The organism is Ancylobacter gelatini, from assembly GCF_022601675.1.
Lineage (GTDB): Bacteria > Pseudomonadota > Alphaproteobacteria > Rhizobiales > Xanthobacteraceae > Ancylobacter > Ancylobacter gelatini.
This window is the reverse complement of record NZ_JAKVIL010000007.1, coordinates 176225-198437: the sequence shown is the minus strand read 5'-3', so window position 1 is coordinate 198437 and position 22213 is coordinate 176225. Positions and strand designations below refer to the sequence as shown.

At 67.9% G+C, this 22213-nt stretch carries 19 protein-coding genes; 9 read left to right on the top strand and 10 right to left on the bottom strand.

From position 1 onward, the window contains the following. Positions 1 to 16: 16 nt before the first annotated feature. Genes MKI84_RS14235 through MKI84_RS14215 form a run of 5 tightly spaced genes read right to left on the bottom strand, consistent with a single transcriptional unit; the run spans position 17 to position 4712 of the window. A complete protein-coding gene (locus MKI84_RS14235) occupies positions 17 to 751 on the bottom strand; it encodes an ABC transporter ATP-binding protein (protein ID WP_241620516.1) in 735 nt (244 codons plus the stop codon). Next, positions 741 to 1517 carry an ABC transporter ATP-binding protein gene (locus tag MKI84_RS14230; protein ID WP_425353841.1) on the bottom strand — a complete coding sequence of 259 codons (777 nt, stop codon included), beginning with the start codon at positions 1515 to 1517 and terminating at the stop codon, positions 741 to 743. Before MKI84_RS14230 ends, MKI84_RS14235 begins: the two co-directional genes overlap by 11 nt. Positions 1518 to 1522: 5 nt before the next feature. Further along, a complete protein-coding gene (locus MKI84_RS14225) occupies positions 1523 to 2791 on the bottom strand; it encodes an ABC transporter substrate-binding protein (RefSeq protein WP_241620512.1) in 1269 nt (422 codons plus the stop codon). A gap of 14 nt (positions 2792 to 2805) precedes the next feature. Then, entirely contained in the window at positions 2806 to 3828 is a 1023-nt protein-coding gene (locus tag MKI84_RS14220) for a branched-chain amino acid ABC transporter permease (protein ID WP_241620510.1), read from the bottom strand. Beyond that, positions 3825 to 4712, bottom strand: a complete 888-nt coding sequence (locus MKI84_RS14215; protein WP_241620508.1) for a branched-chain amino acid ABC transporter permease — start codon at positions 4710 to 4712, stop codon at positions 3825 to 3827. The genes MKI84_RS14220 and MKI84_RS14215 overlap by 4 nt, the downstream gene beginning before the upstream one ends. A gap of 250 nt (positions 4713 to 4962) precedes the next feature. Between MKI84_RS14215 and MKI84_RS14210 the strand changes: the two genes are divergently transcribed. Beyond that, positions 4963 to 5667: a phosphoenolpyruvate hydrolase family protein gene (locus MKI84_RS14210; RefSeq protein ID WP_241620506.1), complete on the top strand. Its 705-nt coding sequence runs from the start codon at positions 4963 to 4965 to the stop codon at positions 5665 to 5667. Here MKI84_RS14210 and MKI84_RS14205 read toward each other — a convergent pair. Together MKI84_RS14205 and greA are read right to left on the bottom strand one after the other, a co-directional pair. After that, positions 5650 to 7506: a phosphoenolpyruvate hydrolase family protein gene (locus MKI84_RS14205; protein ID WP_342593640.1), complete on the bottom strand. Its 1857-nt coding sequence runs from the start codon at positions 7504 to 7506 to the stop codon at positions 5650 to 5652. The two genes, MKI84_RS14210 and MKI84_RS14205, sit on opposite strands and share 18 nt — an antisense overlap. A gap of 155 nt (positions 7507 to 7661) precedes the next feature. Next, entirely contained in the window at positions 7662 to 8144 is a 483-nt protein-coding gene (gene greA / locus MKI84_RS14200) for a transcription elongation factor GreA (RefSeq protein ID WP_241620503.1), read from the bottom strand. A gap of 242 nt (positions 8145 to 8386) precedes the next feature. Here greA and MKI84_RS14195 point away from each other — a divergent pair, with 242 nt between their 5' ends. From MKI84_RS14195 to MKI84_RS14185, 3 genes are read left to right on the top strand one after another with little or no spacing between them, the layout of a single operon-like run. Then, on the top strand, positions 8387 to 9220 hold the full coding sequence (locus MKI84_RS14195) for an ImuA family protein (protein ID WP_241620501.1): 834 nt from the start codon (positions 8387 to 8389) through the stop codon (positions 9218 to 9220). Then, positions 9192 to 10664, top strand: coding sequence for a Y-family DNA polymerase (locus MKI84_RS14190; protein ID WP_241620499.1), 1473 nt, complete (start codon positions 9192 to 9194; stop codon positions 10662 to 10664). The genes MKI84_RS14195 and MKI84_RS14190 overlap by 29 nt, the downstream gene beginning before the upstream one ends. After that, a complete protein-coding gene (locus tag MKI84_RS14185) occupies positions 10661 to 13987 on the top strand; it encodes an error-prone DNA polymerase (RefSeq protein ID WP_241620497.1) in 3327 nt (1108 codons plus the stop codon). The genes MKI84_RS14190 and MKI84_RS14185 overlap by 4 nt, the downstream gene beginning before the upstream one ends. A 64-nt stretch (positions 13988 to 14051) precedes the next feature. On the opposite strand, the gene MKI84_RS14180 is transcribed toward MKI84_RS14185, so the two are convergent. Continuing rightward, positions 14052 to 14999 (bottom strand): LysR family transcriptional regulator, encoded by a 948-nt coding sequence (locus tag MKI84_RS14180; protein ID WP_241620495.1) that lies wholly within the window; start codon positions 14997 to 14999, stop codon positions 14052 to 14054. 135 nt (positions 15000 to 15134) lie between these two features. Between MKI84_RS14180 and MKI84_RS14175 the strand changes: the two genes are divergently transcribed. From MKI84_RS14175 to MKI84_RS20580, 5 genes are read left to right on the top strand one after another with little or no spacing between them, the layout of a single operon-like run. Then, complete coding sequence (locus MKI84_RS14175; protein ID WP_241620493.1) at positions 15135 to 16124, top strand: ABC transporter permease; 990 nt, start codon at positions 15135 to 15137, stop codon at positions 16122 to 16124. Positions 16125 to 16137: 13 nt separating this feature from the next. Continuing rightward, on the top strand, positions 16138 to 16932 hold the full coding sequence (locus tag MKI84_RS14170) for an ABC transporter permease (RefSeq protein WP_241620491.1): 795 nt from the start codon (positions 16138 to 16140) through the stop codon (positions 16930 to 16932). A 38-nt stretch (positions 16933 to 16970) separates the two neighbouring features. Continuing rightward, positions 16971 to 18041, top strand: coding sequence for an extracellular solute-binding protein (locus tag MKI84_RS14165; protein ID WP_241620489.1), 1071 nt, complete (start codon positions 16971 to 16973; stop codon positions 18039 to 18041). Positions 18042 to 18069: 28 nt separating this feature from the next. After that, positions 18070 to 19167, top strand: coding sequence for an ABC transporter ATP-binding protein (locus tag MKI84_RS14160; RefSeq protein ID WP_241620487.1), 1098 nt, complete (start codon positions 18070 to 18072; stop codon positions 19165 to 19167). After that, on the top strand, positions 19164 to 19874 hold the full coding sequence (locus MKI84_RS20580; protein WP_241620485.1) for an aspartate racemase/maleate isomerase family protein: 711 nt from the start codon (positions 19164 to 19166) through the stop codon (positions 19872 to 19874). The genes MKI84_RS14160 and MKI84_RS20580 overlap by 4 nt, the downstream gene beginning before the upstream one ends. A gap of 78 nt (positions 19875 to 19952) precedes the next feature. Here MKI84_RS20580 and MKI84_RS14150 read toward each other — a convergent pair whose 3' ends face one another. Together MKI84_RS14150 and MKI84_RS14145 are read right to left on the bottom strand one after the other, a co-directional pair. Beyond that, the gene (locus MKI84_RS14150; protein WP_241620483.1) at positions 19953 to 20789 is read right to left on the bottom strand and encodes a COG3904 family protein; all 837 of its coding nucleotides are present in this window, start codon (positions 20787 to 20789) and stop codon (positions 19953 to 19955) included. Positions 20790 to 20793: 4 nt separating this feature from the next. After that, the gene (locus MKI84_RS14145; protein ID WP_241620481.1) at positions 20794 to 22065 is read right to left on the bottom strand and encodes a hypothetical protein; all 1272 of its coding nucleotides are present in this window, start codon (positions 22063 to 22065) and stop codon (positions 20794 to 20796) included. Between the last annotated feature and the right edge of the window lie 148 nt (positions 22066 to 22213).

Below are 22213 nucleotides of genomic sequence, written 5' to 3'. Positions count from 1 at the left end.
TCTCTTGTTCCGGCCATCAGTGGGCGCTCACGCCGAGATAGCGGCGCTGCATGTCTTCGTTGCGGGTGATCTCGTCGGCGCTTGTCTCCAGCGCGATGCGCCCGTTGACCATCACCAGCACGCGCGCGGCGACGCTGGTGGCGACCAGGAAATTCTGCTCAACAAGCAGCAGGCCAACCCCCTCGCGGTTGATCGTGTGGAGCAGTTCGACCACGTGATCGACGATAACCGGGGCGAGGCCCTCGGTCGGCTCGTCCATCACCAGCAGGGTCGGGTTCAGCAGCAGGGCGCGTGCGATGGCCAGCATTTGCTGCTCGCCGCCGGAGAGCTGGGCGCCGCCATTGCCGCGCCGCTCGGCGAGGCGGGGGAAGGTGTCGTAGACCCGCTCGATGGTCCACGCCGCGCGCTCCGCCTCCCGGCCGCGTGGCGCGGTGAGCACGAGATGCTCGTGCACCGAGAGCGAGGGGAACACCCGCCGTCCCTGCGGCACATAGCCGATGCCCGCGCGGGCGATGCGCACCGGCCGCTGCCCGGTGAGTTCGCGCCCCGCGAGCGCGACGCGGCCGCTGCGGGTCGGCACCAGCCCCATGATGGCCTGGCACAGCGTGGTTTTGCCCATGCCGTTGCGGCCGATGATGGAAAGCGGTCCGGCCGGCAGGCGCAGCGAGACACCCTGCAGCACATGGCTGGCGCCGAGATAGACGTCGAGGTCGGCGACGTCGAGGAGCGGAATGGCGGGATCAGGAGACATGTTTGCCCATGTAGATGTCATGCACGGTGCGATCGGCCGCGATCTCCCGTGGCGTGCCCTCAGCGACGAGCCGTCCATTGTGCATCACGCTCACCTGGTCGACTGCGCGCAGGGCGATGTCCATGTCGTGCTCGATCATCACCAGCGTGATGGAGCGCGGCAGTTCCAGCAGCAATTGCAGCAGCATTTCGCGCTCGCGCGGGGAGAGGCCGGCGGCCGGCTCGTCCAGCAGCAGCAAGCGCGGCGCCCCCGCCAGCGCCATGGCGAGCTCCAGCTGCCGGCGCTCGCCATGCGAGAGGGTGCTGCACGGCGCCTCCAGCACCTCGGTGAGCCGCAGCCGCGCGGCGAGGCCTTCCCCGGCCTCCATCTCGGCGAGGCGGCTCGCCGGCCGCGCGATCGACATGCGCCCGCCGGACACCCCGCGCACCGCGAGGAACAGGCTCTGGCGCACCGTCAGCCCGCCGAACATCAGCGAGGTCTGGTAGGTGCGGCGCAGCCCGTCGCGCACCCGCTTCTCCACCGGGAGGCCGGTGACGTCGCGGCCGAACATGACGATCCGGCCCTGCGAGGGCGGGATATCTCCCGCCACCAGGTTGAACAGCGTGGTCTTGCCGGCGCCGTTCGCCCCGAGAATGGCCCGCCGCTCGCCGGCCGCCACCTTGATGGTGACGTCGCGCACGGCGTGCAGCGCGCCGAAGCGGCGTCCCACGCCCTCGATCGAGAGGGCGTGGGGAGTGGCCGCAGCCATTTGGGCGGTTGCGTGCATCGGGCTCACGGGCAGGAGGGGTTGTCGCGCGAGGGGCTGCCCAGCTTGGCATAGGCCGCCTCGGACAGGCCGAGGAACTGGTCCACATTGGGCACGCTCGTCACCGGATCGGTGGTGAGCACGCCGTCCTTCTCGACGATCTCGTTGATGAAGATGGTCGCGCTGGCCTGCCGGTTCTTGTTGATCGAGACCGGGCCGGTCGGGGTCTCGAAGCTCAGCGTGTCGAGCACCTTGCGGTAGGCCGCCGCGCCGTCCGACAGGTCGCCCTTGACCTTTTCGAGGCCAAGAAGCGCGGCCTTGGTGCTGACGTAATAGTTGAACGCGAACAGCGAGGGCGAGGGCAGTCCGTCGGGGAACTTCTTCTTGTAGGCGGCGACGAAGGCCTTCCAGGCCGGACTCGGGTCATTGTCCGAGATCGGGCCGGAGGACAGCACGCCCGGCAGCATGGCGCGGGCCGGCCCCTTGGCGGAAAGCACGGTCTGGTCGACGGTGATGGACCCGCCGATCATCGGCAGCTCGCCGCCCGACTGCGCGTACTGGGTGAGGAAGTTCACCGCGTCGGCACCGCCGAGCACCACGAACATGCCGTCGACCTCGCCCTTGGCGGGCAATTGGGCGATGACCGAGGAGAAGTCCTTGGTACCGAGCGGCACGAAATACTTGTTCGGAACCTCACCACCGGCGCTGCAATAGGTGCCCATGAAGCCGAAGATCTGGGCGTAGGGGAAAGAGTAGTCCTCGGAAACGACGACGACCTTGTTCCAGCCCTTCTCCTTCTTCACATAGGTGCCGAGCGCGGCGGTCCACTGCGCGCCTTCGGTGTTGAAGCGGTAGAAGTTCGGCGCCGGGTCGACCAGCGTGGTCTCGATGGCCGCCGACGAGCCGTTGAAGAAGGTCACCTGCGGCGCTGTCTTGGCGTAGTCGCGCAAGCGGATGCCCTCGCTGCCGGACAGCGGCCCGACGACGATCTGCGTCTTGTCCTGCTCGACCAGCCGGCGGACCGACTGTAGCGCGACATCCGGGTTGCCGTTCGACGAGGCCTTGATGAACTCGATCTTCTTGCCGGCCACCATGTAGCCGACCTCCTCGAAGGCCAGTTCCATGCCGCGGAAGGAATCCTTGCCGGGCTCGGCGAAGGGGCCTTCCAGCGTGGTCAGGCCGCCGATGCGAATGGTGTCCTGCGCAAGCGTGGGCGTCGGCACGAGAGCGGCGGCGGTAAGCGCGCCGGCAAGGCCGCCCAAAAGGGCGAGGCGACGGGTGAAGTGGGTCGGCATGTTGTTCCTCCGTTTCATGTTTTATCGTTGGCGGGGTCGGGACCGGCGACCGCGTCGATGGCCGGTCCCGACTTTTCGGACCTTGGCGCGAACAGCGCGCGCACATGGCGGACAAGACCGATCACGCCGTCGGGCGAAAACAGCACGACGCCGAGAAAGATCAGTCCGATGAGGGTGTTGAAGCGTTCGCGGTCGATGAAATCGATGGCGAAGTTCTGCACGATGACGAACAGCAGCGCGCCGACATAGGCCCCGACCGGGTGGCCCAGCCCGCCGAGCACGGCGGCCATCAGCACGTCGATGGTCGGCACCAGCGCGATCGAGCCGGGCGAGATCGAACCGTTCAGCCACAGGCCGAGCACGCCGCCTATGCCGGCGATCAGCCCGGCGACGCCGAAGGCGGCCACGCGCAGGCTGGCAACGTGATAGCCGAGCGCGGACAGCCGGCGCGGATTGTCGCGCGCCGCCTGCATGGCGAGGCCGAACGGCGTGGTGGCGAGATAGGTCACCAGCCCGTAGCAGCCCAGCGCCGCGCCGATGCACAGCCAGTAGAAGGCACGCGGTTCGGCGAAGGAAACGCCCGCAATATCAGGCGCGTCGACCTGCGTGAAGCCGGTGAAGCCGTTGAACAGCGCGTAGTTCTGCAGGGCGAGGTAGTAGAAGCCCATGGCGATGGCGAGGGTCAGCATCAGCGTGTAGATGCCGCTGGTGCGCACCGCGATCAGCCCGATCAGCAGGCCGGTGAAGGTCGCCAGCCCCAGAGCGATGGCGAGCGCCGCCGGCAGCGGCAGCAGCAGGCCGACGCCGGCGACCGGCGCGGTGAAATAGGCGACCGCGTAGCCGGCCACCCCCGCCAGAGCCATCTGGCCCAGCGAGAGCATGCCGCCATGGGCCGCGAGGAAGACGAGGCTGAGCGCGACAGTGCCGAGCCCCAGCGTCCGGCCGCCGATCTGCTGCACCCAAAAATCATTGGCGACGAACGGAAAGACGAGGAGCGCCAGCAGGACCAAGGCGCGGAACAGGGTGCCCGACCTCATGCCGGCCTCCCCATCAGGCCCTGCGGCCGCACCGCGAGCACGGCGACCATGATGACGAAGGTGTAGACCACGCCGTAGGTCGGCGTGTAGGCGAGCCCGTAGGTCTCGGCCAGCGCCACCAAGAGCGCGCCGATGGCGGCGCCGGAGAGCGAGCCCATGCCGCCGACGATCACCACGATGAGCGAGGAGAGCAGGTAGCGCGCATCCTCGCCCGGAGAGATCGACAGTACCGAGCCGCCGATCACTCCGGCGAGCCCCGCGAGGCCCGCACCGATGGCGAACACGCCGAGGAACACCTTGGGCACGTCGACGCCGAGCGCCTCCAGCATGCGCCGGTCGTCGACGCCGGCGCGTATCAGCAGGCCAAGCCGCGTGCGGTTGAGCATCGCCCACAGGCCGATGCCGATCAGCACCGCGAGGCCGATCAGCATCAGGCGCGGCATCGGGTAGCGATTGACCACCGGCAGCGGCACGAAGCTGCGGAAGATCGCGGGCAGGTCGAGCTGGTAGGCGGTGCCGCCCCATTGCGCCAGCATCAGGTCGGCGAGCACGATGGAGACGCCGATCGCCGCCAGCGTCTGGCGCAGGTCCTGCCCCTGCATCCAGCCGAAGATGCCCTTCTGCAGCAGCGCGCCGGCCAGCGCCGCCGCCCCGGCACCGGCGACCAGCGCCAGCAGCCAGGAGCCGGAGAGCACCGACACCTCGTAGCCGACATAGCCGCCGAGCAGGTACAGCGAGCCATGCGCCATGTTCACCACGCGCATCAGGCCGAAGATCAGGCTGAAGCCGCTGGCGACGATGAAATACAGCGCGGCCAGCGTCAGCCCGTTCAGGGTGACGGTAAGGAAAAGCCGTCCGTTGAAACCGGCCAGAAGGTCGATCATCCGCGCGTCCATCCGGACACGGAGGGTCGGCCGGGCGCTGCGCGCGTCCCGCGATCCATGGGCTTACTCCCTGATGTGCCGCGCCCTTGAACCGGACGCTCGCTTGGCCTTCAGGATCGCAAGAGCCGTGCCAGCGCAGAAGAAAGGCAATTGCTGCCGTTTCGGGCGATTCAGGGCGTGCGCGGCGGGTATAAATGGGTAAAATGGAAAATATATCCCAATTTTACCCAAATTGACCCAGGAGGCGGACATGCAAGGAGTCATCGTCGACAATCCGGCCTCCCCGTCCGCCGCGGCGGCGGAATTCGTCGTGCTCGCGCCCTATCTGGCCGGCCTCTCTCCCGAGGCGGCCGACATCGTCGGCATGATGCCGATCGGCTCGGTGAACGAGACGCTCCTCGCGGCGCTTCCCGTGGCGGGCCTCGCTCCGCCGCGAAAGCTGGTCGCCGCCGTCTTTCTGTGCGACCCGTTCCTGAGCGGGCGCCGGTTGTTCGAGCGGCTGCGCGCCCGGGGTGTGAGCGGAGTCGTGAACCTGCCGACCACCAGCCTCGTTCCGCCCGGCGTCTACCGGCAGGCGCTCACCGCCGCCGGCATCGATCCCGGCGCCGAACTGGCGGCGCTGGGCGAGGCCCGGCAGTCGGGGCTGGAGGTCATGGCGACGGTCGCCTCCTACGATCAGGCGGCGCGCGCGGTGGAGGCGGGGGTTGCGACGCTTCTGTTTCATCCCGGCACGCCGACCGGGGAAGCCGCGCTCGACCTGCGGCTGGTCGAGGGCGTCGTCGCCTCGATCGGACGGATCCGGTCCATGCCGCAACGCCCGCGCGTCGCCCTGTACCGGCATCCCGGCTTCGGCGGGCGGCTGGCACCGGCCGGCGATCTCGTCGAGGATGTGCTGGACTGGGCGGTGTCCGCGCCGCGGGTCGGGGTCGAGGCCGCCTCACCCCAGCCCGTATAGCCGCATCTTGTTGTAGAGCGTCTTGCGGGCGAGGCCGAGTTCCTCCGCCGCGGCACCCCGCCGGAAACGGTGGCGTCGCAGCGCATCAAGTATCCACTCGCGCTCTGTTTGTGCGCCGCTGTCGGCGGGGGACGGCGGCGGTGCGCCGGCGACCTGTTCTCTCGGCTCTGCGGGCCGCGACGTCTCGGCGAAGCGGGGAAGCTGCGCGAGCCCGATCCGGTTGCCGTCGCACAGGATGGCGGCGCGCTCCAGCACGTTCTTCAGCTCACGGATGTTGCCCGGCCAGGCATGCGCCATCAGCGCCCGCAGCGCCGGTCCGTCCACCGAATGGACGTTCTCGTTCACCGCCGGCACCGTTGACTGCAGGAAATGCTCGACCAGCAACGGAATATCCTCGATGCGCTCGGCCAGCGAGGGCACGCGGATCTCCATCTTGTTCAGCCGGTAATAGAGGTCCTCGCGGAAGGCGCCCTTCGCCACCATCTGGGTCAGGTCGCGATTGGTGGCGCAGATGATGCGCACATTGATCCGCCGCGACTGGTTGGAGCCCAGCCGGTCCACCATGCCGGCCTCCAGCACGCGCAGCAGCTTGGCCTGCAATTGCGGTTCGAGATCGCCGATCTCGTCGAGGAACAGCGTCGAGCCGTCGGCCTCCTCGAAGCGGCCGATGCGTGTCCTGGCCGCGCCGGTGAAGGCGCCCTTCTCATAGCCGAACAATTCGCTTTCCAGGAGGTCGCGCGGCAGCGCGGCGCAATTGACCGCGACCATGGCGCGCCCCGCCCGCCGGCTCCCGGCATGCAGCGCCTGCGCGACCAGCTCCTTGCCGACCCCGTTCGGGCCCTGGACGAGGATCGTCATGTCGGTGGCCGCGACGCGGTCGATCAGTTGCACCACCTCGCGCAGCGGCGGTGAGCGGCCGATCAGCCCGTATCGCCGCCCCTGGCCCAGTACCGCGTCCTGGATCGCTTCCAGCCGGCGGCTGAGCACGTTGACCGACTTGTATTCGGAGGTGGCGTCGGAGACCGCCGCTTCCAGCGGAAGGCGGTCGATGGTCGAGCCGCCGATATAGCCGTCCGCCTGCCCGGCCTGGCAGACGGTGGCGGCGTTTTCCGGCGTGTCGATCGGCCCGCCCTCGACGACGCAGAATATGTGGGGCCGCCGCCGCCGCACACGCTCGAAGATCTCCGAGGCGTCGGCCGCCGCCTCGTCGAGGCTGACCGTGCTCGGCAGGCTCTCGCGGCCGCCGATGTTCCAGCCGAAATTGAGGCAGATCACGTCGACCCCGGCGTCGGCCATCAACTCGGCCTGCTCGGCGGTGCGGACATAGCCGATCGCCATCAGCCCGGCCTGCTTGGCCAGCCTCAGCATGTCCACTTCGCGCTCGAACCCGAGGCCGAGCCGGGCCAGCCCAGCCTGCAGCAGCGGATCGAGATGGATGGAGGTCGGGAAATTGGCCATGCCGGCAAAGCCATCCGCCGTCACCCGTCCGACCAGTTCGGCAAGATCGGCCCTCGGGTCGAATGCCGAGGCGCCGAACACCACCGGCACGGACACCTTGCCGAGGATCTCGGCAGAGGCGAACGCCGTCACCATGTCGTTCGCGTTGTGGATCGGCAGCATGCAGGCGATCGAGGGAGCGCCCATCACCCGCACCCGGCCGGCATTAAGAGCAAGCAGGAAATCGGCGCCCCCGCGCTCGGCCGCTTTGGCGATCATGCCGGTGCCGATGGCAGCGCCGATGAGGAAGGGCTTGCCATCGGATTTGCCGTCATTCCCCTTAAGCCAGTCGGCGGCACCGTATGCCGTGGAGGGCCGTACACTGGATGAGGGCGATCGCACGATGGAAACTCTTGAAATAGGGAGCCAGTCCAGAGCTTAAACCGCATCTGCCAACAATGGGTAATATTGGCCTGCTGCCGGTTTCGTGGACACCTAGAGAAGGTGTTCACGTGGGCCCTGCCATTTTTACGGGAAGCTCGCGGAGGGCGGCGCGATCAGGAGATCGACAGAATCTCCAGACTCTTTGACCCTATCTGGACAATATCCCCAACCGCCTTCCCCATGAGCGCCACCGCAACGGGGGAGCCGTGCGAAATAGTGGATCGCGATGGGTCGGCTTCATCCTCGCCGACGATACGGTAGGTTTGCACGCGGCCATCATCACGCTCGAAGCGAACCGTGTGGCCGAACGCGACGACGTCATGTGAAGAGGGCGGCAATGAAACCCGCGCGGTCTCTACGCGCTGGGCATAGTAACGGATATCGCGGAGGGGGACCGCCGATTGCCGTCTCCTCTCGTTCACGTCTTCAAGCAAATTAGCGGCCTCGAGCGCGCGCTGAGCGTCCGCCAATTTTTCCTGCAGCATCTGAAGACCGAGTTCCGTGACAAAATTTATCCGATCGGAGATCGGGCGCGCCGGCAGAATGGTTTCCGATGCGGCCTCGGCACTTTCCTCTTTTACAAACGCCACACTCAATTCGCCGAACCTCCTGCAGGCCTTCCACTATGGACGCCACCGCTCGACGTAACACTACGATATGTTGGCGGCTATCGCTAAGGATGGTCTTTAGCGGCGACGTCGCGTGCGGTTAAGCGCCCCGCCCTTCCCGTGATCACGGCCCGCATACCACGCCGTCGCCGGCGCTCCTGCCACTGGATCACGCGCTTGACTCTCGTTCCGGATTGAGTCGTTTTAAATCGAACAAAACAGGAACATATATGCGCGCGACACACGACGTTTCCGCGCTGCGGCAGATGCTCGCCGGGCTGGAGGCGGAGCGTCTGCCCGGCGCTTCATCCGCCTTCAGCCTGGGCGCTGCGGGGCCCGACGGCGTGCTGGCAAACACGCTGGCGCGGGGCGCCCTGCATGAGATCTATGCCGCTGAGGGCGCCGACATGCCGGCGGCCTCCGGCTTTGCGTTGGCCTTGGCACTGCGGGCTGCGCAGGACGAGGCCCGGCCTCAAAACCGTCCCATCGTCTGGGTCCGGCAGGATTTTCTCGATTCGGAGGCCGGACGGCTCGACGCGCACGGGCTGAGAGGCTTCGGCCTCGATCCGTCTCGGCTCATCCTGGTGCGGGCGCGTGACCCGGAACAGGCGCTGCGCGCGGCCGGCGACGCGGCGCGCTGTTCAGCAATCGAGGCGGTGCTGCTGGAGCCATGGGGCGAGCCGAAGATGCTGGACCTCACCGCCACACGGCGGCTGGCGCTTCGGGCGGGGGTTTCCGGCGTCACCTTTTTCCTGCTGCGCATGGCGGAAAAACCCTCGGCCAGTGTCGCCGTCACCCGCTGGCTGGTGCGCCCGATCCTCTCCACCCCGCTGGCGGCGGACGCACCGGGCGCCCCCGCCTTCGCCGTCACGCTGCTGCGCCATCGTGGCGGCCTCCACGGCCATGCCTGGAATCTGGAGTGGGACCATGAGAGCTGTTCCTTCCGCGACATCGCCCCGCTATCTCGCGCTGTGGTTCCCGTTCCTGCCGGCAAACCGGCTCGACAGGATGCGGCGGCACAAGAAGCCACCGGGGATGTCCGGCCCTTCCGCCGTACCGGATGAGGCGCTGCCGCTGGTGTTCGTCGAGCGGGTGAAGGGCGCGCTGCGCCTGTCTGCCATCTCGCCGCAGGCGCGGGCCGTGGGGCTCGCGCCCGGCCTGACGCTGGCGGATGCCCGCGCGCGGATTCCGGCGCTCGCGGTCGCCGATCACGATCCCGTCGCCGACGCCGCCTTTCTTGAGCGGATCGCCGATGATTGCGACCGCTGGACCCCGCTGGTCGCGCTGGATGGGGTAGACGGGCTGGTGCTCGACATCACCGGCTGCGCGCATCTGTTCGGCGGCGAGGCGACGATGCGCACGCGGGTCACGGATCATCTCCAGCGTCACGGGCTGACGCTGCGCGCCGTGGTAGCCGGCACGCCGGAGGCGGCGCGCGCCCTCGCCCGCTGCGGCAAGGGCGGCGTGGTGCCGGAGGGGCGCGAGGCGGAGTGCGTCGCGCTGCTTCCGATTTCCGTGCTGGGCTTGCCCGGAGAGACGGTGACCGGGCTGTCCCGCGCCGGGCTGAAGACCATAGGCGATCTGGCGTCGCGTCCCGGCACGCCCCTTGCCGCGCGCTTTGGCGAGGAATTGCTGACCCGGCTGCGGCGCACGCTGGGCCATGAGGATGTGCGCATCGTGCCGCGCCGCCCGCTGCCGGCCTGTATCGCCGAGCGGCGCTTTGCCGAGCCGATCGCCCGCGCCGAGGATGTCGAGGGCGCTCTTGGCCTGCTGATCGACGACCTCGCCCTGATGCTGGAGACGCGGGGCGATGGCGGGCGGGCCTTCGAGGCCTCCTTCTTCCGCGCCGACGGCGCGGTGCGGCGCATCGCGGTGGAGACCGCGCGCCCCTCGCGCGATCCCACATCGCTTGGCCGGCTGTTTCACGAAAAGCTCGACGCGCTGGTCGACCCGCTCGACCCCGGCTTCGGCTTCGATCTGGTGCGGCTCGCCGTGCTGCGCGCGGAGCCCCTGGCGCCAGCCCAGGTGAACCTCGACGGCCGCGCCATCGAGGAGGAAGAGGTGGGCGCGCTGATCGACCGGCTGGCGGCCCGGATGGGCCGGGACCGGGTGCTGCGCTTCATGATGCGCGACACCCATGATCCCGCCCGCGCCGCCAGCCTCGTGCCGGCGGCCGATCCGCCGGCGCCCGCGTGCCCGATGCCGGAAGAAGGGCTGGCCCGCCCCCTGATGATGTTCGACCCGCCGCAGCCGATCGAAGCGCTGGCCGAGGTGCCGGATGGCCCACCCTTGCGCTTCCGCTGGCGCCGCGTGCTGCACGAGGTGGTGCATGCCGAGGGGCCGGAGCGCATCGCCGCCGAGTGGTGGCGGCAGGGGAACGGCGCGCCGACACGGGATTATTACCGGGTGGAAAACCGCGAGGGGCGCCGCTTCTGGCTGTTCCGCATCGGGCTGTACGACCGCGAGCCCGGCCCACCGCGCTGGTTCGTCCATGGGCTGTTCCCATGAGCGGGGTTTTCTATGCCGAACTGGCGGTAACGACAAATTTCTCCTTTCTGCGCGGGGCATCCCACGCCAGCGATCTGGTGGCGCAGGCGCTTCAGCTCGGCCATGCCGGCATCGGCATCGCCGACCGCAACACCGTGTCGGGCGTGGTGCGGGCCTATGCGGCGGTGAAGGAGGCGCAGGAGGCGTTTCGCGAGGAGATCGGCGACGCCGCGGCGACCCTCCCCTTCCATCTCGCGGTCGGGGCGCGGCTGGTCTTCGCGGACGGCACGCCGGATGTGCTGGCCTATGCACAGAACCGCGCCGGCTGGGGGCGGCTGTGCCGGTTGTTAACCATCGGCAACATGCGCGCCGCCAAGGGCACCTGCCTCCTCACCCTCGACGATCTGCTGACTGACGCGGGCGGGCTCTCGCTTATCCTCATGCCGCCGCGCGCGCTGGATGGGCTCGCCCCGCGGCTCGGCCAGCTCGTCGAGGCGGCCCCCGGCTCGGTGTGGCTCGGCGCCGACATGCCGCGGCGCGGCGAGGATCGCCGCCGGCTGGCGGGGCTGAAGGCGCTGGCCGCGGACGCCGGGGTGCCGCTGCTGGCGATGAACGACGTGCTCTATCATCACCCGTCCCAGCGCGATCTGCAGGATGTGCTCACCTGCATCCGCGAGGGCACCACGATCGAGACGGCCGGCCGGAAGCTGGAGGCCAATGCCGAGCGCCACCTCAAGCCGCCCGCCGAGATGGTCCGGCTGTTCCGCGACGCGCCGGAAGCGGTGGAAGAGACACGGCACTTCCTCGCCCGGATCGATTTCTGCCTGAGCGAACTGAAATATGAATATCCCAAGGAGCCCGTTCCCCCCGGCTATACGGCGGAAGCCTGGCTGGAGGAGATGACGTGGCGGCGCGCGGCGATCCGCTATCCGGACGGCGTGCCGCCCAAGGTGGAACAGCAGCTCCGGGAAGAGCTGGCGCTGATCGCGGAGCTGCATTACGCGCCCTATTTCCTCACCATCCGCGACATCGTCAGCTTCGCCGAGAAGGAGGGCATCCTGTGTCAGGGGCGCGGCTCGGCGGCCAATTCCGCCGTGTGCTACGTGCTCGGCATCACCGCGGTCGATCCGGCCGAGAGCGATCTTCTGTTCGCCCGCTTCATCTCCCGCGAGCGCCGGGAGCCGCCCGACATCGACGTCGATTTCGAGCATGAGCGACGCGAGGAGGTGATCCAGTACATCTATGAGCGCTATGGACGCCATCGGGCAGGCATCGCCGCCACCGTGATCTCCTATCGCCCGCGCAGCGCCATCCGCGATGTCGGCAAGGCGCTCGGCCTCACTGAGGATGTCACCGCGCGGCTCTCCAGCATGGTGTGGGGCAGCTGGGGCGACATGCTGCAAAAGGGCCAGATCGGGCAGGCGGGGCTCGATCCCGCCAATCCGTCGATACGCCGCGCGGTGGAACTCGCCGGCCGGCTGCTCGGCTTCCCGCGCCATCTCTCCCAGCATGTCGGCGGCTTCGTGCTGACGGAGGGGCGGCTCGACGCCATGGTGCCGATCGGCAAGGCGGCGATGGCAGACCGCACCTTCATCGAATGGAACAAGGACGACATCGACACGCTCGCCCTGATGAAGGTCGATGTGCTGGCGCTCGGCATGCTCACCTGCATCCGCAAGGCGTTCGATCTCATCAAGGCGCATGAGGGCGTCGACTACACCCTGGCCGATGTGCCCGGGGATGAGAGCGATGTCTACGACATGCTGTGCAAGGGCGATTCCATCGGCGTGTTCCAGGTGGAAAGCCGCGCGCAGATCAACATGCTGCCGCGGATGAAGCCGCGACGGCTCTACGATCTCGTCATCCAGGTCGCCATCGTCCGGCCGGGGCCGATCCAGGGCAACATGGTCCATCCCTATCTGCGTCGCCGGGAGGGGAGCGAGAAGGTCACCTACCCGTCGCCCAAACCACCGCACGACCCCGACGAACTGATCGGCGTGCTGGCGCGCACCAAGGGCGTACCGCTGTTCCAGGAACAGGCGATGAAGCTCGCCATGGTCGCCGCCGAATTCACCGAGGTCGAGGCCAACAAGCTGCGCCGGGCCATGGCGACCTTTCGCAATATGGGCACGATCGGCGAGTTCCAGACCCTGCTGATCGAGCGTATGAGCGCGCGCGGCTACGACCCGGCCTTCGCGGCGCGCTGCTTCGAACAGATCAAGGGGTTCGGCGAATATGGCTTCCCGGAAAGCCACGCCGCCTCCTTCGCCAAGCTGGTCTATATCTCCGCCTTCATCAAATGCCGCCATCCCGCCATGTTCGCGGCCGCGCTGCTGAACTCGCAGCCCATGGGCTTCTACGCCCCGGCGCAGATCGTGCGCGATGCGCGTGAGCATGGCGTGGAGATACGCCCGGCCGACATCAATCACAGCTTCTGGGACAACACGCTGGAGCGCCGCCCCGATGGCGCACTGGCCCTGCGCATCGGCCTGCGGCAGATCGACGGGTTCAGCGAGGCGTGGAGCCTCCGGCTCACCGCAGCGCGTGGCGGCGGCGCCTTCCCGGAGATTGAGACACTGGCGCGGCGCACCCGCCTGCCGGCGGCGGCGCTACGCAAACTCGCCGATGCCGACGCTTTCCGCTCCATTGGGCTTGATCGGCGCGAGGCAGCCTGGGCGGTGCGCCGCCTGCCCGACGACGACCCGCTGCCGCTCTTCGCTGCCGCCGATGCGCGCGAACTGGGCGAGGATGCCAATGCGCAACTGCCGCTCATGCCGCTGCCCGAGCAGATCGCGGTGGACTACCAGACCACCCGGCTCTCACTGAAGGGCCACCCGATGGGCATGCTGCGCGACATCTTCCGCACGGAGGGCATCGCCAGCAGCGCCGAAACCGCGGCAAGGCGCGACGGCAGCTTCATCCGAACCGCCGGCATCGTGCTGGTGCGCCAGCGGCCAGGCAAGGGCAACGCCATCTTCATGACGCTGGAAGACGAGACCGGCATCGTCAATGTGCTGATCTGGGCGCGGCTGTTCGAGTGTTTCCGCGCGCAGGTGATGGGCGCGCGCCTCGTCGTGGTGGAAGGCCGGGTGCAGAAGAGCAAGGACGGCGTCATCCATGTGATGGCCGAGCGGCTCCATGACCGCACCGGCGAACTCTCCCGCCTGTTCGACGATCCCCGCCAGAAAGGCGCCTATCCCTTGGCTCGTCCGCAGGTCGATCCCGGCGTCGACGAGCGGGCGAAGCCGGAGCCTCGCCCGGGCCACCTGCTGGCCGGCCGCCGCTCCACGCAAGGCCACCCGCGCCAGGTCCGCATCCTGCCGAAATCACGGGATTTCCATTGAGCGCAACGCCGGACTGGGCGGCCTGCCGCCTGAATGACGCTCTGCGGCACAAGCGGCCCGGCGGTTACTCTGGGGCGGGACGACCTGCGGCTCGGGCTTGTTCGAGCGAGGACATGATCTCGTCGGTCAGAATATCGACGACGATCCGGCCGATGCGAGACAGCGGCTTTTTCGCATCGATCGCGACGGAGACGGTTTGAGGCTCGGCCCCTTTGTCGCGCACCGGCAGGAAGATGAGCGAGCCGGTGGTGATTTCCGGTGCGGCGTCCAGTTCCGAGGTGAACGCCACATAGCCTCCACCGCGCGCGAGTTGCTTGACCAATTGCAGCGAGTTCGTCACCAGCGCCTTTTGCGGGTCGGAAAACAGCCAGCCATAGCGCGCATCGAGATAGCGGCGGATCATCAGCGCCTTGCTCTGCAGCGCAATCGGGTGAGCGACGACCTCCTGCAGGCTCACCGTTTCCCCGCGCGCCAGCGCGTGATGGGGCGCCACGACGCAGCCGAACGGCAGTTCCGCGCTCCAGTGGACATGAATGTCCCGGCGCGGTGTGAGATTGAAGATCGCCGCGATATCGGCGCTTCCAGCCAGCAAACCTGTGAGCGCATCGTCCGGGCTCGCAACCTCGACCTCCAGCGAGATGCGCGGCTGCTCGATCGCGAGGCGCTCGATGAGGCGCGGGAGGAAGCCATTGGCGTGACTGTCCATGGCGACCAGCCGGACATGCCCCTGATTGACGCCCTGCAACTGCTTGATCTCGGAGGCGACCCGCCGCTCGTCGGCTCGCCAGCGCCGGGCCAGCGTCACCAGCGCGTCGCCGGCCGCCGTCAGCCGCATGCCGCGCGGCAGGCGCTCGAACAGCTCGACATCGAGCGCCTGCTCCAGCAGCAGGATCTGCCGGTCGATAGCCGATGCGGCGACGTTCAGCTCCTTGGCAGCCTTCTGGATCGAGCCCGAGCGGGCCACCTGATCCAGATAGCGAAGCGAAGCCGGGACCAGTGAAGCGCGCGCCATCTGACCATCCTAATTATTCGAACAGACTGTTGCTCAATCTGCGCTGGACGGCAACGCGTTTGTGCCCGACCCTTCCATCACCGGCGAACATCGCAACGGCCGGGATCACGTCCGGCCTAGCCACAGGAATAGCCGATGAGCCGCGCCGACATCATCGACGTGCCCCCGCCTCTCTCGCCGGATACCGGCGTGGCGGGCGCAAGCTCGGAAGGCGGACGCCTGGAAGGCATGGCCTCGCGCCTCGTCGGTGCGGCCTGGAGCCTGCTTGCCGGCCGCTATACCGGCTATCTGCTGGTGGCGCCGACCGTGCTGTTTCTGGCGGTCTGGTTTCTGTGGCCGGTGCTGACCATGGTCCATCTCAGCCTCACCGCGCACAGCGTGGACGGTGTGATGATCGAGGGCTTCACGCTGGAGAACTACGCCCGGCTGTTCGCCTCGGACCTCTATTTCCGCATCCTGATGCGCACCATCCGCATCGCCTTGATGACCAGCCTGTTCGCCGCGCTGTTCGCCTATCCCCTGGCGATCGCCATCGCCCGCGGCGGCCCCACTCTCGCGCGGCTCGTGACGATCACCATTCTCGCGCCGCTGCTGGTGAACGTGGTCGTCCGCTCCTATGGCTGGCAGACCATCCTCAACAAGACCGGCGCGCTCGCCTGGGTGCTGAAGCTGCTGGGCGTCAGCAACCCGCCGGTGCTGCTCTATACCGAATGGGCGGTGCTGATCGCCTGCGTCCACGTCTACCTGCCCTTCGTGGTCATGCCGCTGGCGGGCGCCATCGGGCGCATCGACCGCACCGTCGAGGAGGCGGCGCGGGTCGCCGGTGCAACACGGTTTTCCGTTTTCCTGCGGGTGATCCTGCCCCTCAGCCTCCCCGGCCTTGCGGTCGGCGTCTCGCTGGTGTTCTCACTCAGCGCGGCGGCCTATGTCACGCCGCAGATCCTCGGCGGCAACTTCTCCCCGCTGCTCGGCACGCTGATCGAACAGCAGATCCTGACCCTGAACGACTGGCCTTTCGGCGCGGCGATCTCGACCCTGCTGATCGCCATGGTGCTCGCCTCCAACCTCGTCTTCCTCAAGCTCGTCAGCCGGCGCTTCGCGCGCTGGACGGCCGGCGCACGGTGAAGGAGCCCGCACGATGAACGAGACCGTCAGCCCGCTGCTCAAGATCGTCGTCGGCATCATCCTGCTGATCGTCGTGGCGCCGCTCGTGGTGCCGCTGCTGATGTCGATTTCCGACACGCCCTTCATCGTGTTCCCCCCGCAGGGCTTCACGCTGAAATGGTACGGCGCGGTGCTCGCCAACCCGGAAGCCCGCGCCAGCTTCCTGTTCTCGCTGGAACTCGCCGCCATCGTCACCGCGGTGTCGCTCGCGCTCGGCGTTCCCTGCGCCGCGGGGCTCACCCGCTTCAAGCTTCCCGGTCAGGACGCGATCCTCGGCCTGATCCTGTCGCCGCTGATCGTGCCGCTGATCGTCACCGGCGTCGCACTGCTCCAGCTTTTCGCAATGCTGGGCTCGCGCGCCACGCTGCTGCAGCTCGTCATCGGCCACACGGTGGTATGCCTGCCCTATGTGATCCGCTCGGTGTCGGCCAGCCTGCTGCTGGTGAACCGCAATCTAGAAGACGCGGCCTCCGTTCTCGGCGCCCCGCCCCACATCGTCGCGACAAGGGTGATCTGGCCGCAGGTGCGCCCGGGAATACTGGCGGGCGGCATCTTCAGCTTCATCGTCTCGTTCGACGACTATCCGATCTCGATGTGGCTTGCCGACGGCAACCACTTCCCGGTGCCGCTCTATCTCTACACCGTCATCGAGCGCTCGTTCGATCCGTCGATCGCGGCCATCGCCTCGCTGATGATCTTCTTCGCGCTGCTTCTCGTGCTCGTCATTGAAAAAGTCTTCGGGCTCAGCCTCGCGCGGCTTGCGAGCTGACGGCTGCCCATACCCAACACCAGACAAGGGGACCTCGCATGACCACTATTTCGCGACGCACATTCGGCAAGTTCGCGCTGGGCGCGACCGCTCTGGCCGCCCCCATGGGCTTCGTCCGCAACGGGTGGGCGCAGGGCAAGGAAATCCAGATCGGCATCTGGGGCGGCTCGCAGGGTGAATTCGTCAAGAAGAACATCATCCCGGCCTTCGAGAAGGATTTCGGCTGCAAGGTGACGGCGGAAGAGGGCTTCACCCTCGCCAATGTCGGCAAGATGCGGGCGACCAAGGCCAACCCGAAATTCTCCGTCATGTTCATCGACGACGTGGCGATCCCGATCTGCAAGACCGAGGGCCTGATCGAGCAACTGCCGGCCGCCGACATGCCGGCGCTCGCCAAGCTCTATCCGCGCTTCGGCTTCGACGGCTGGGGCACGGCGCTCGCCATCTCGGTGGCCAGCATGTTCCACAACACCTCGATCACACCGCCCGGCAGCTATGCCGAGCTGTGGAAGCCGGAATATGCCGGCAAGCTCAAGCTGGTCAGTCCGAAGAACACGCCGTCGGTCTTCTTCCTGATCGTGGCGGCCGCCGTGAAGTCCGGCAAGCCCTTCGCCGAGGCGCAGTATCTGGTGGATGACAGCTTCGACAAGGTCGCGGAGCTGAAGCCCAACATCATGAACCTGTTCGACAACGGCCCGCAGGCCGCCGCCGAAGTGGCCCAGGGCCAGGCCGCAATCGGGCTGCTGGAACTGTCCAAGTACATCTACCCCTACACCGCCAAGGGCGCGCCGGTGACGATGAGCTTCCCGAGCGAGGGCAGCTTCGCCGGCAATAACTGCCAGGTGCTGGTCAAGGGCGCGCCGAACAAGGATCTCGCCGTCGCCTTCATGAACCGCATGCTGGAGCCTGCCGTGCAGAAGGCGTTCTCCGAATATGCGCTGACCGCGCCGCCGGTGTCGGGCATCGAGTTCTCGGCCGAAACGCTGAAGTACATCGCCTACCCCGTCGACGAGATGGACCGGCGCGGCCTGTTCACGCCGGACTGGGAATACATCAATGCCAAGCGTTCGGGCTGGACCGAGAAGATGAACGGCATCTTCGCCGTCTGACAGCGCAGGACCCGCAGGAGGGAATGAGATGGCGACATCCAACGGGGCCGATGTGTGCCTCACCGGGATCTGCCGCAGCTATGGCGATGTCCAGGTGGTTCGCGACGTCAATCTGAAGGCGTCGGGCGGCGAGATCCTCGCCCTGCTCGGCCCTTCCGGCTGCGGCAAGACCACGACGCTGCGCATGGTTGCCGGCCTCGTCCAGCCCTCGGCGGGCGACATCACCATAGATGGCGCCTCGGTCACCGGCCTGCCGGTGCACCGGCGCAATCTGGGCATGCTGTTCCAGAACTATGCGCTGTTCCCGCATCTCACCGTTCTGGAGAACGTCGCCTTCGGCCTCAGCATGCGGGGCGTCTCCCGCGCCGAGACCGCCGAGCGCGCGCGACAGGCGCTCGCCCTCGTCCGCCTGACCGGCTTCGAGGATCGGATGCCGGCCGCACTCTCCGGCGGCCAGCAGCAGCGCGTGGCGATGGCGCGTGCCATCGTCTACCGCCCGCGTGTGCTGCTGCTCGACGAACCGTTCGGCGCGCTCGACAAGAAGCTGCGCGAGGAGATGCAGATCGAGCTGCGCCAGCTCTGCAACGAACTCGGGCTGACCACCATCCTCGTCACCCATGACCAGGAAGAGGCGCTCATTCTCGCCGACCAGATCGCGGTGATGCGCGGCGGTCGCATCGAGCAGGTGGCCGCTGCGCGCGTCATCTATGAACGGCCGGTCTCGCATTTCGTCGCCGACTTCATCGGCACGTCGAACTTCCTGCCGGCCGCCATCGTCGAGAAGATGGGCGGGCGGACGGTTTTGAAGAGCCCGCAGGGAGCGATATTCGTGAGCACGGTCCCCAATGACTTCAGCGCCCAGGACCGGGTGGCCGTCGCCATACGCCCCGAAAGCGTCAGGCTGACCGCGGGCTCGGCGCCGGCGGCGGCCAATACGCTCTCCGGCACCATCCGGCGCAGCCTGTTCAAGGGCCAGATCCTCTCGATCTGGATGGAGTTCGCGGCGGGGGCGGAACTGGTCGTGTCGGTGCCGATCGAAGAGGCCGGCGCCCGAAGCCCGGAGCCCGGCGAGACCTGGACCGCGCGCTGGTCTGAGGAGCGCACGCTCGTGGTGCGCGAACAGTGAGCGCTCATCACGCAGGCGTGCCCCACGCGATCGGGGTCATCGTGCCATCGTCAAACCGCATCGTCGAACGGGTGACGCGCGCCATTCTGGACGAACTGCCGGGCGTCGACGCCTGTTTTACCCGCGTCCCCTATGCCGGCCATCCGCCGGACGGCTACGACCTGGCCGCATTCCGGCAGGCCGCGGCGCTGCTGGCGCAGGCGCGGCCCGATGTCATCCTGTGGAATGCGACCCGCGGCGCCCTGATCGGCTTCGAGCCGGACCGCAAACTCGCGGCCATGATCGAGGACGAGACCGGCATTGCCTGCGCCACCACGGCGCTTGCCACGGTCGATTTCCTGAGAAGCCGCAATCTTCGCCGCATCGGTCTCCTCGCCCAGGGAGACGAGGATGACGGGATGCGGCTTCGGCACAGCTTTGCGCGCGAAGGCATCGAGATCGTCGTGGCGCACAATCTCGGCATCACCGACAATTTCGAGGCCGCCCGCGTCACGCCCGAGCAGATCGAAGATCATGCCCTTCGGCTGGCAGCCGAGACCGATCTCGACGCCGTGCTCATCTGGAGCACCAACCTCGCCGGACACGGGGCAACGGCGCGCCTACGCCATCGCCTGGCTATTCCGGTGCTGGATTCCGCCGCACTCGGGATACTGAACACGCTGCCGAGCGTGGCGGCCCCGCCATTGCCGCTGCCGGGCGTGGCGTAGCGACGGCCTCGGCCGGTCGTCTTCATACCGTTCACCGGCGGCCGCCCGAATGGCAGGGCGGAGGATGTGGTGAGGAGCTCAGCTTTTCGTCGCGGGCGGGGTGGCGAGCTTCAGCTCCACCAGCTCGGGCGCGGTGAAATAGAACATCTCCTGAGGCGGCGTCTCCATGGCATGGATCCAGACGCGCGGGTCCACCCCCATTCCCACCAGATGCCGCTGGCATTCCGCGGAGACCCTCTGGGCCTGCGCCATGCCCTCAGCGCCCGTGACGAAACGCGTGCCCGGCAGCCCCGCCCCAAATACCTGATGCACGCCGATCGTCGCGCCCGGCTCCGCGATGCGACGGGTTCCGCCGGCAAAGATCAGCGGGCACGAGGAGGCGCACAGCGCCGTGCTCTCCACCAGCGTCGCGAACTTTCGCTCGCGGACGAGCCGCGCCATGGCGAGCGCGTCACTGACGGAGCCTCCCGGGGAGTTGAGGACCACGGTTTTCACATAGTCGCCCCGCCGGTCTATCTCGGCTTTGAAGCGCTCGGCGGTACCGGGGGTGATGGTGCCTGTCGCCTCCAGCCGGCCGTCGGCGACAAGTTCAATCGTCATCGGCTTGGCGAGTTCCGACGAAGATGTCGCGCCGGGCCGGCGCTGCTCTTGCGGTGCCGCGCCGGGGCGAGCGGACGGCAGATAGGGCACGGCCTGTGTTTGCCCCGGTGTCGCCGGCGACACATCGGGCATGGCGGGCGGCGCCTCGCCCATCCGCTCATGCAGATCCCACCCCAGCACCAGCACGGTAGAGACGATCAGGCCGCGAAAAATCAGCCGAAGCAGTGCCTCGTCCGGCCGATCGCCTATGAGGCGTCGCCATGCCGGATGGCGTACCGAACGGTTCGGCGGGCCGGCGCTGTCGAGCGCGTTCACGGCGTCAATCCTTCTTGACCCGGCCCGCGGGAAGCGGCGTCACCGTTGCCGCGGGCGGGGTGTCGGTGTGCGTGGCCTCCAACTCCTCCACCATGGGCGTGGCGCGCTCGGCCTCGCCGATCTGCCGTGCCAGCCGCAGTGCCGAGATCAGCTGCGCCGCCGTCATGGTCTCCGCATCCAGCGGCTCGGCCTCCCGCCTTATCGCCGCGTGTACCACGCAGAGGATCAGAACCAGCACCGCCGGCAGCAGGTCGATGGAGATGGCGCCGGCCCAGCTCGGCAGGAAATCGCCAGCATAGCGCAGCACGGCCTCGGCCGTGGAGAGCGGCTGGAACCGGGCGGGTTCGACCGGCCCCGATCCGACGATCTTGTCGGCGGCCTGCGACAGGGCGCTGGCCTGCGCCTCCACCGCCTTCTCGACACTGCCGACCACCGCCGACTGACGCCCGGCGAGATCGGCGGTGCGGCCATCGGCGGCGGGCGCGATAAACCCGGCCGCGAGGTCGTCGGCGGCGCGCTTCACCGCTGGCGCCATCGAGGTCTGCTCCAGCGCGGCGATGGTTCCGATCAGGGTGAGCGCCTCCGCGCCGAAGCCGTCGGAACGCGCCTTGATGTCGCCCTGCCCCGAAACCAGCTCGCGCATCCGGGCGATCTGCGCGCTGCCTTCACCGTACAGCGCCTTGGCGCGCTCACCGCTGGCGACGACTTCCCGGCCGAGGTCATCGAGCTGGCTCGACATCTGGCTCAACAGCTGCACCACCGTGCCGGAGCCCCCGGTGCCGGTCAGCGCGCCGCCGCGCTCGGCGTCGGCAAGGCGGGCAAAGCGGGTCGAGGCGAGCTGGATATCGGGCAGCAGACTCTGCGCGCCCAGCGCACGATTATGCGCGGCGTCGAGGTCGCGCGTGTAGTTCTGCACCGTGACCGCCAGATGCTGCTCGATCGCCGCCGACCCGGCCAGCGCCGCGGCATTGAGCCAGGACGACATGGCGATGATCATCAGCGATCCCAGCACCATGGCCGCGAACAGCCATAACCGGCTCGCCACGTCGCGCACATGCGGAAGGAAGCGCATCAGGAACGCCCAGAACGCGTAGATCGCGATGGAGACGGCGGTCGAATAGATGATCGCCGCGAAAAAGGTAATCAGCGGCGATCCATCCAGTAGGTCACGCACGCCCAGATAGGTATAGACGCCCGAGGCCAGCGCCAGCACGGCCAGCGTGAGACGCATGGTCATGTCGAGCGCAGATACGCCCTCACGCAGAGCCGATGCCATGTGGTGGAAACCTTGATGGAGAACGTCACCTTACCCTGGCGATGTTCTTGCCCGCATTGTGACGCTGCGCGAGCTTACGTTGAACGCCGGCATCACACATGAGTGATGCCGGCGGCTTCCCCGAAACATCCATCAGGCGTAGCGCCGA

Coding starts and splice junctions, on each gene's coding strand:
- MKI84_RS14235 (WP_241620516.1), bottom strand. CDS start 751: ATGTCTCCTGATCCCGCCATTCCGCTCCTCGACGTCGCCGACCTCGAC.
- MKI84_RS14230 (WP_425353841.1), bottom strand. CDS start 1,517: ATGCACGCAACCGCCCAAATGGCTGCGGCCACTCCCCACGCCCTCTCG.
- MKI84_RS14225 (WP_241620512.1), bottom strand. CDS start 2,791: ATGCCGACCCACTTCACCCGTCGCCTCGCCCTTTTGGGCGGCCTTGCC.
- MKI84_RS14220 (WP_241620510.1), bottom strand. CDS start 3,828: ATGAGGTCGGGCACCCTGTTCCGCGCCTTGGTCCTGCTGGCGCTCCTC.
- MKI84_RS14215 (WP_241620508.1), bottom strand. CDS start 4,712: ATGATCGACCTTCTGGCCGGTTTCAACGGACGGCTTTTCCTTACCGTC.
- MKI84_RS14210 (WP_241620506.1), top strand. CDS start 4,963: ATGCAAGGAGTCATCGTCGACAATCCGGCCTCCCCGTCCGCCGCGGCG.
- MKI84_RS14195 (WP_241620501.1), top strand. CDS start 8,387: ATGCGCGCGACACACGACGTTTCCGCGCTGCGGCAGATGCTCGCCGGG.
- MKI84_RS14190 (WP_241620499.1), top strand. CDS start 9,192: ATGTCCGGCCCTTCCGCCGTACCGGATGAGGCGCTGCCGCTGGTGTTC.
- MKI84_RS14185 (WP_241620497.1), top strand. CDS start 10,661: ATGAGCGGGGTTTTCTATGCCGAACTGGCGGTAACGACAAATTTCTCC.
- MKI84_RS14180 (WP_241620495.1), bottom strand. CDS start 14,999: ATGGCGCGCGCTTCACTGGTCCCGGCTTCGCTTCGCTATCTGGATCAG.
- MKI84_RS14175 (WP_241620493.1), top strand. CDS start 15,135: ATGAGCCGCGCCGACATCATCGACGTGCCCCCGCCTCTCTCGCCGGAT.
- MKI84_RS14170 (WP_241620491.1), top strand. CDS start 16,138: ATGAACGAGACCGTCAGCCCGCTGCTCAAGATCGTCGTCGGCATCATC.
- MKI84_RS14165 (WP_241620489.1), top strand. CDS start 16,971: ATGACCACTATTTCGCGACGCACATTCGGCAAGTTCGCGCTGGGCGCG.
- MKI84_RS14160 (WP_241620487.1), top strand. CDS start 18,070: ATGGCGACATCCAACGGGGCCGATGTGTGCCTCACCGGGATCTGCCGC.
- MKI84_RS14145 (WP_241620481.1), bottom strand. CDS start 22,065: ATGGCATCGGCTCTGCGTGAGGGCGTATCTGCGCTCGACATGACCATG.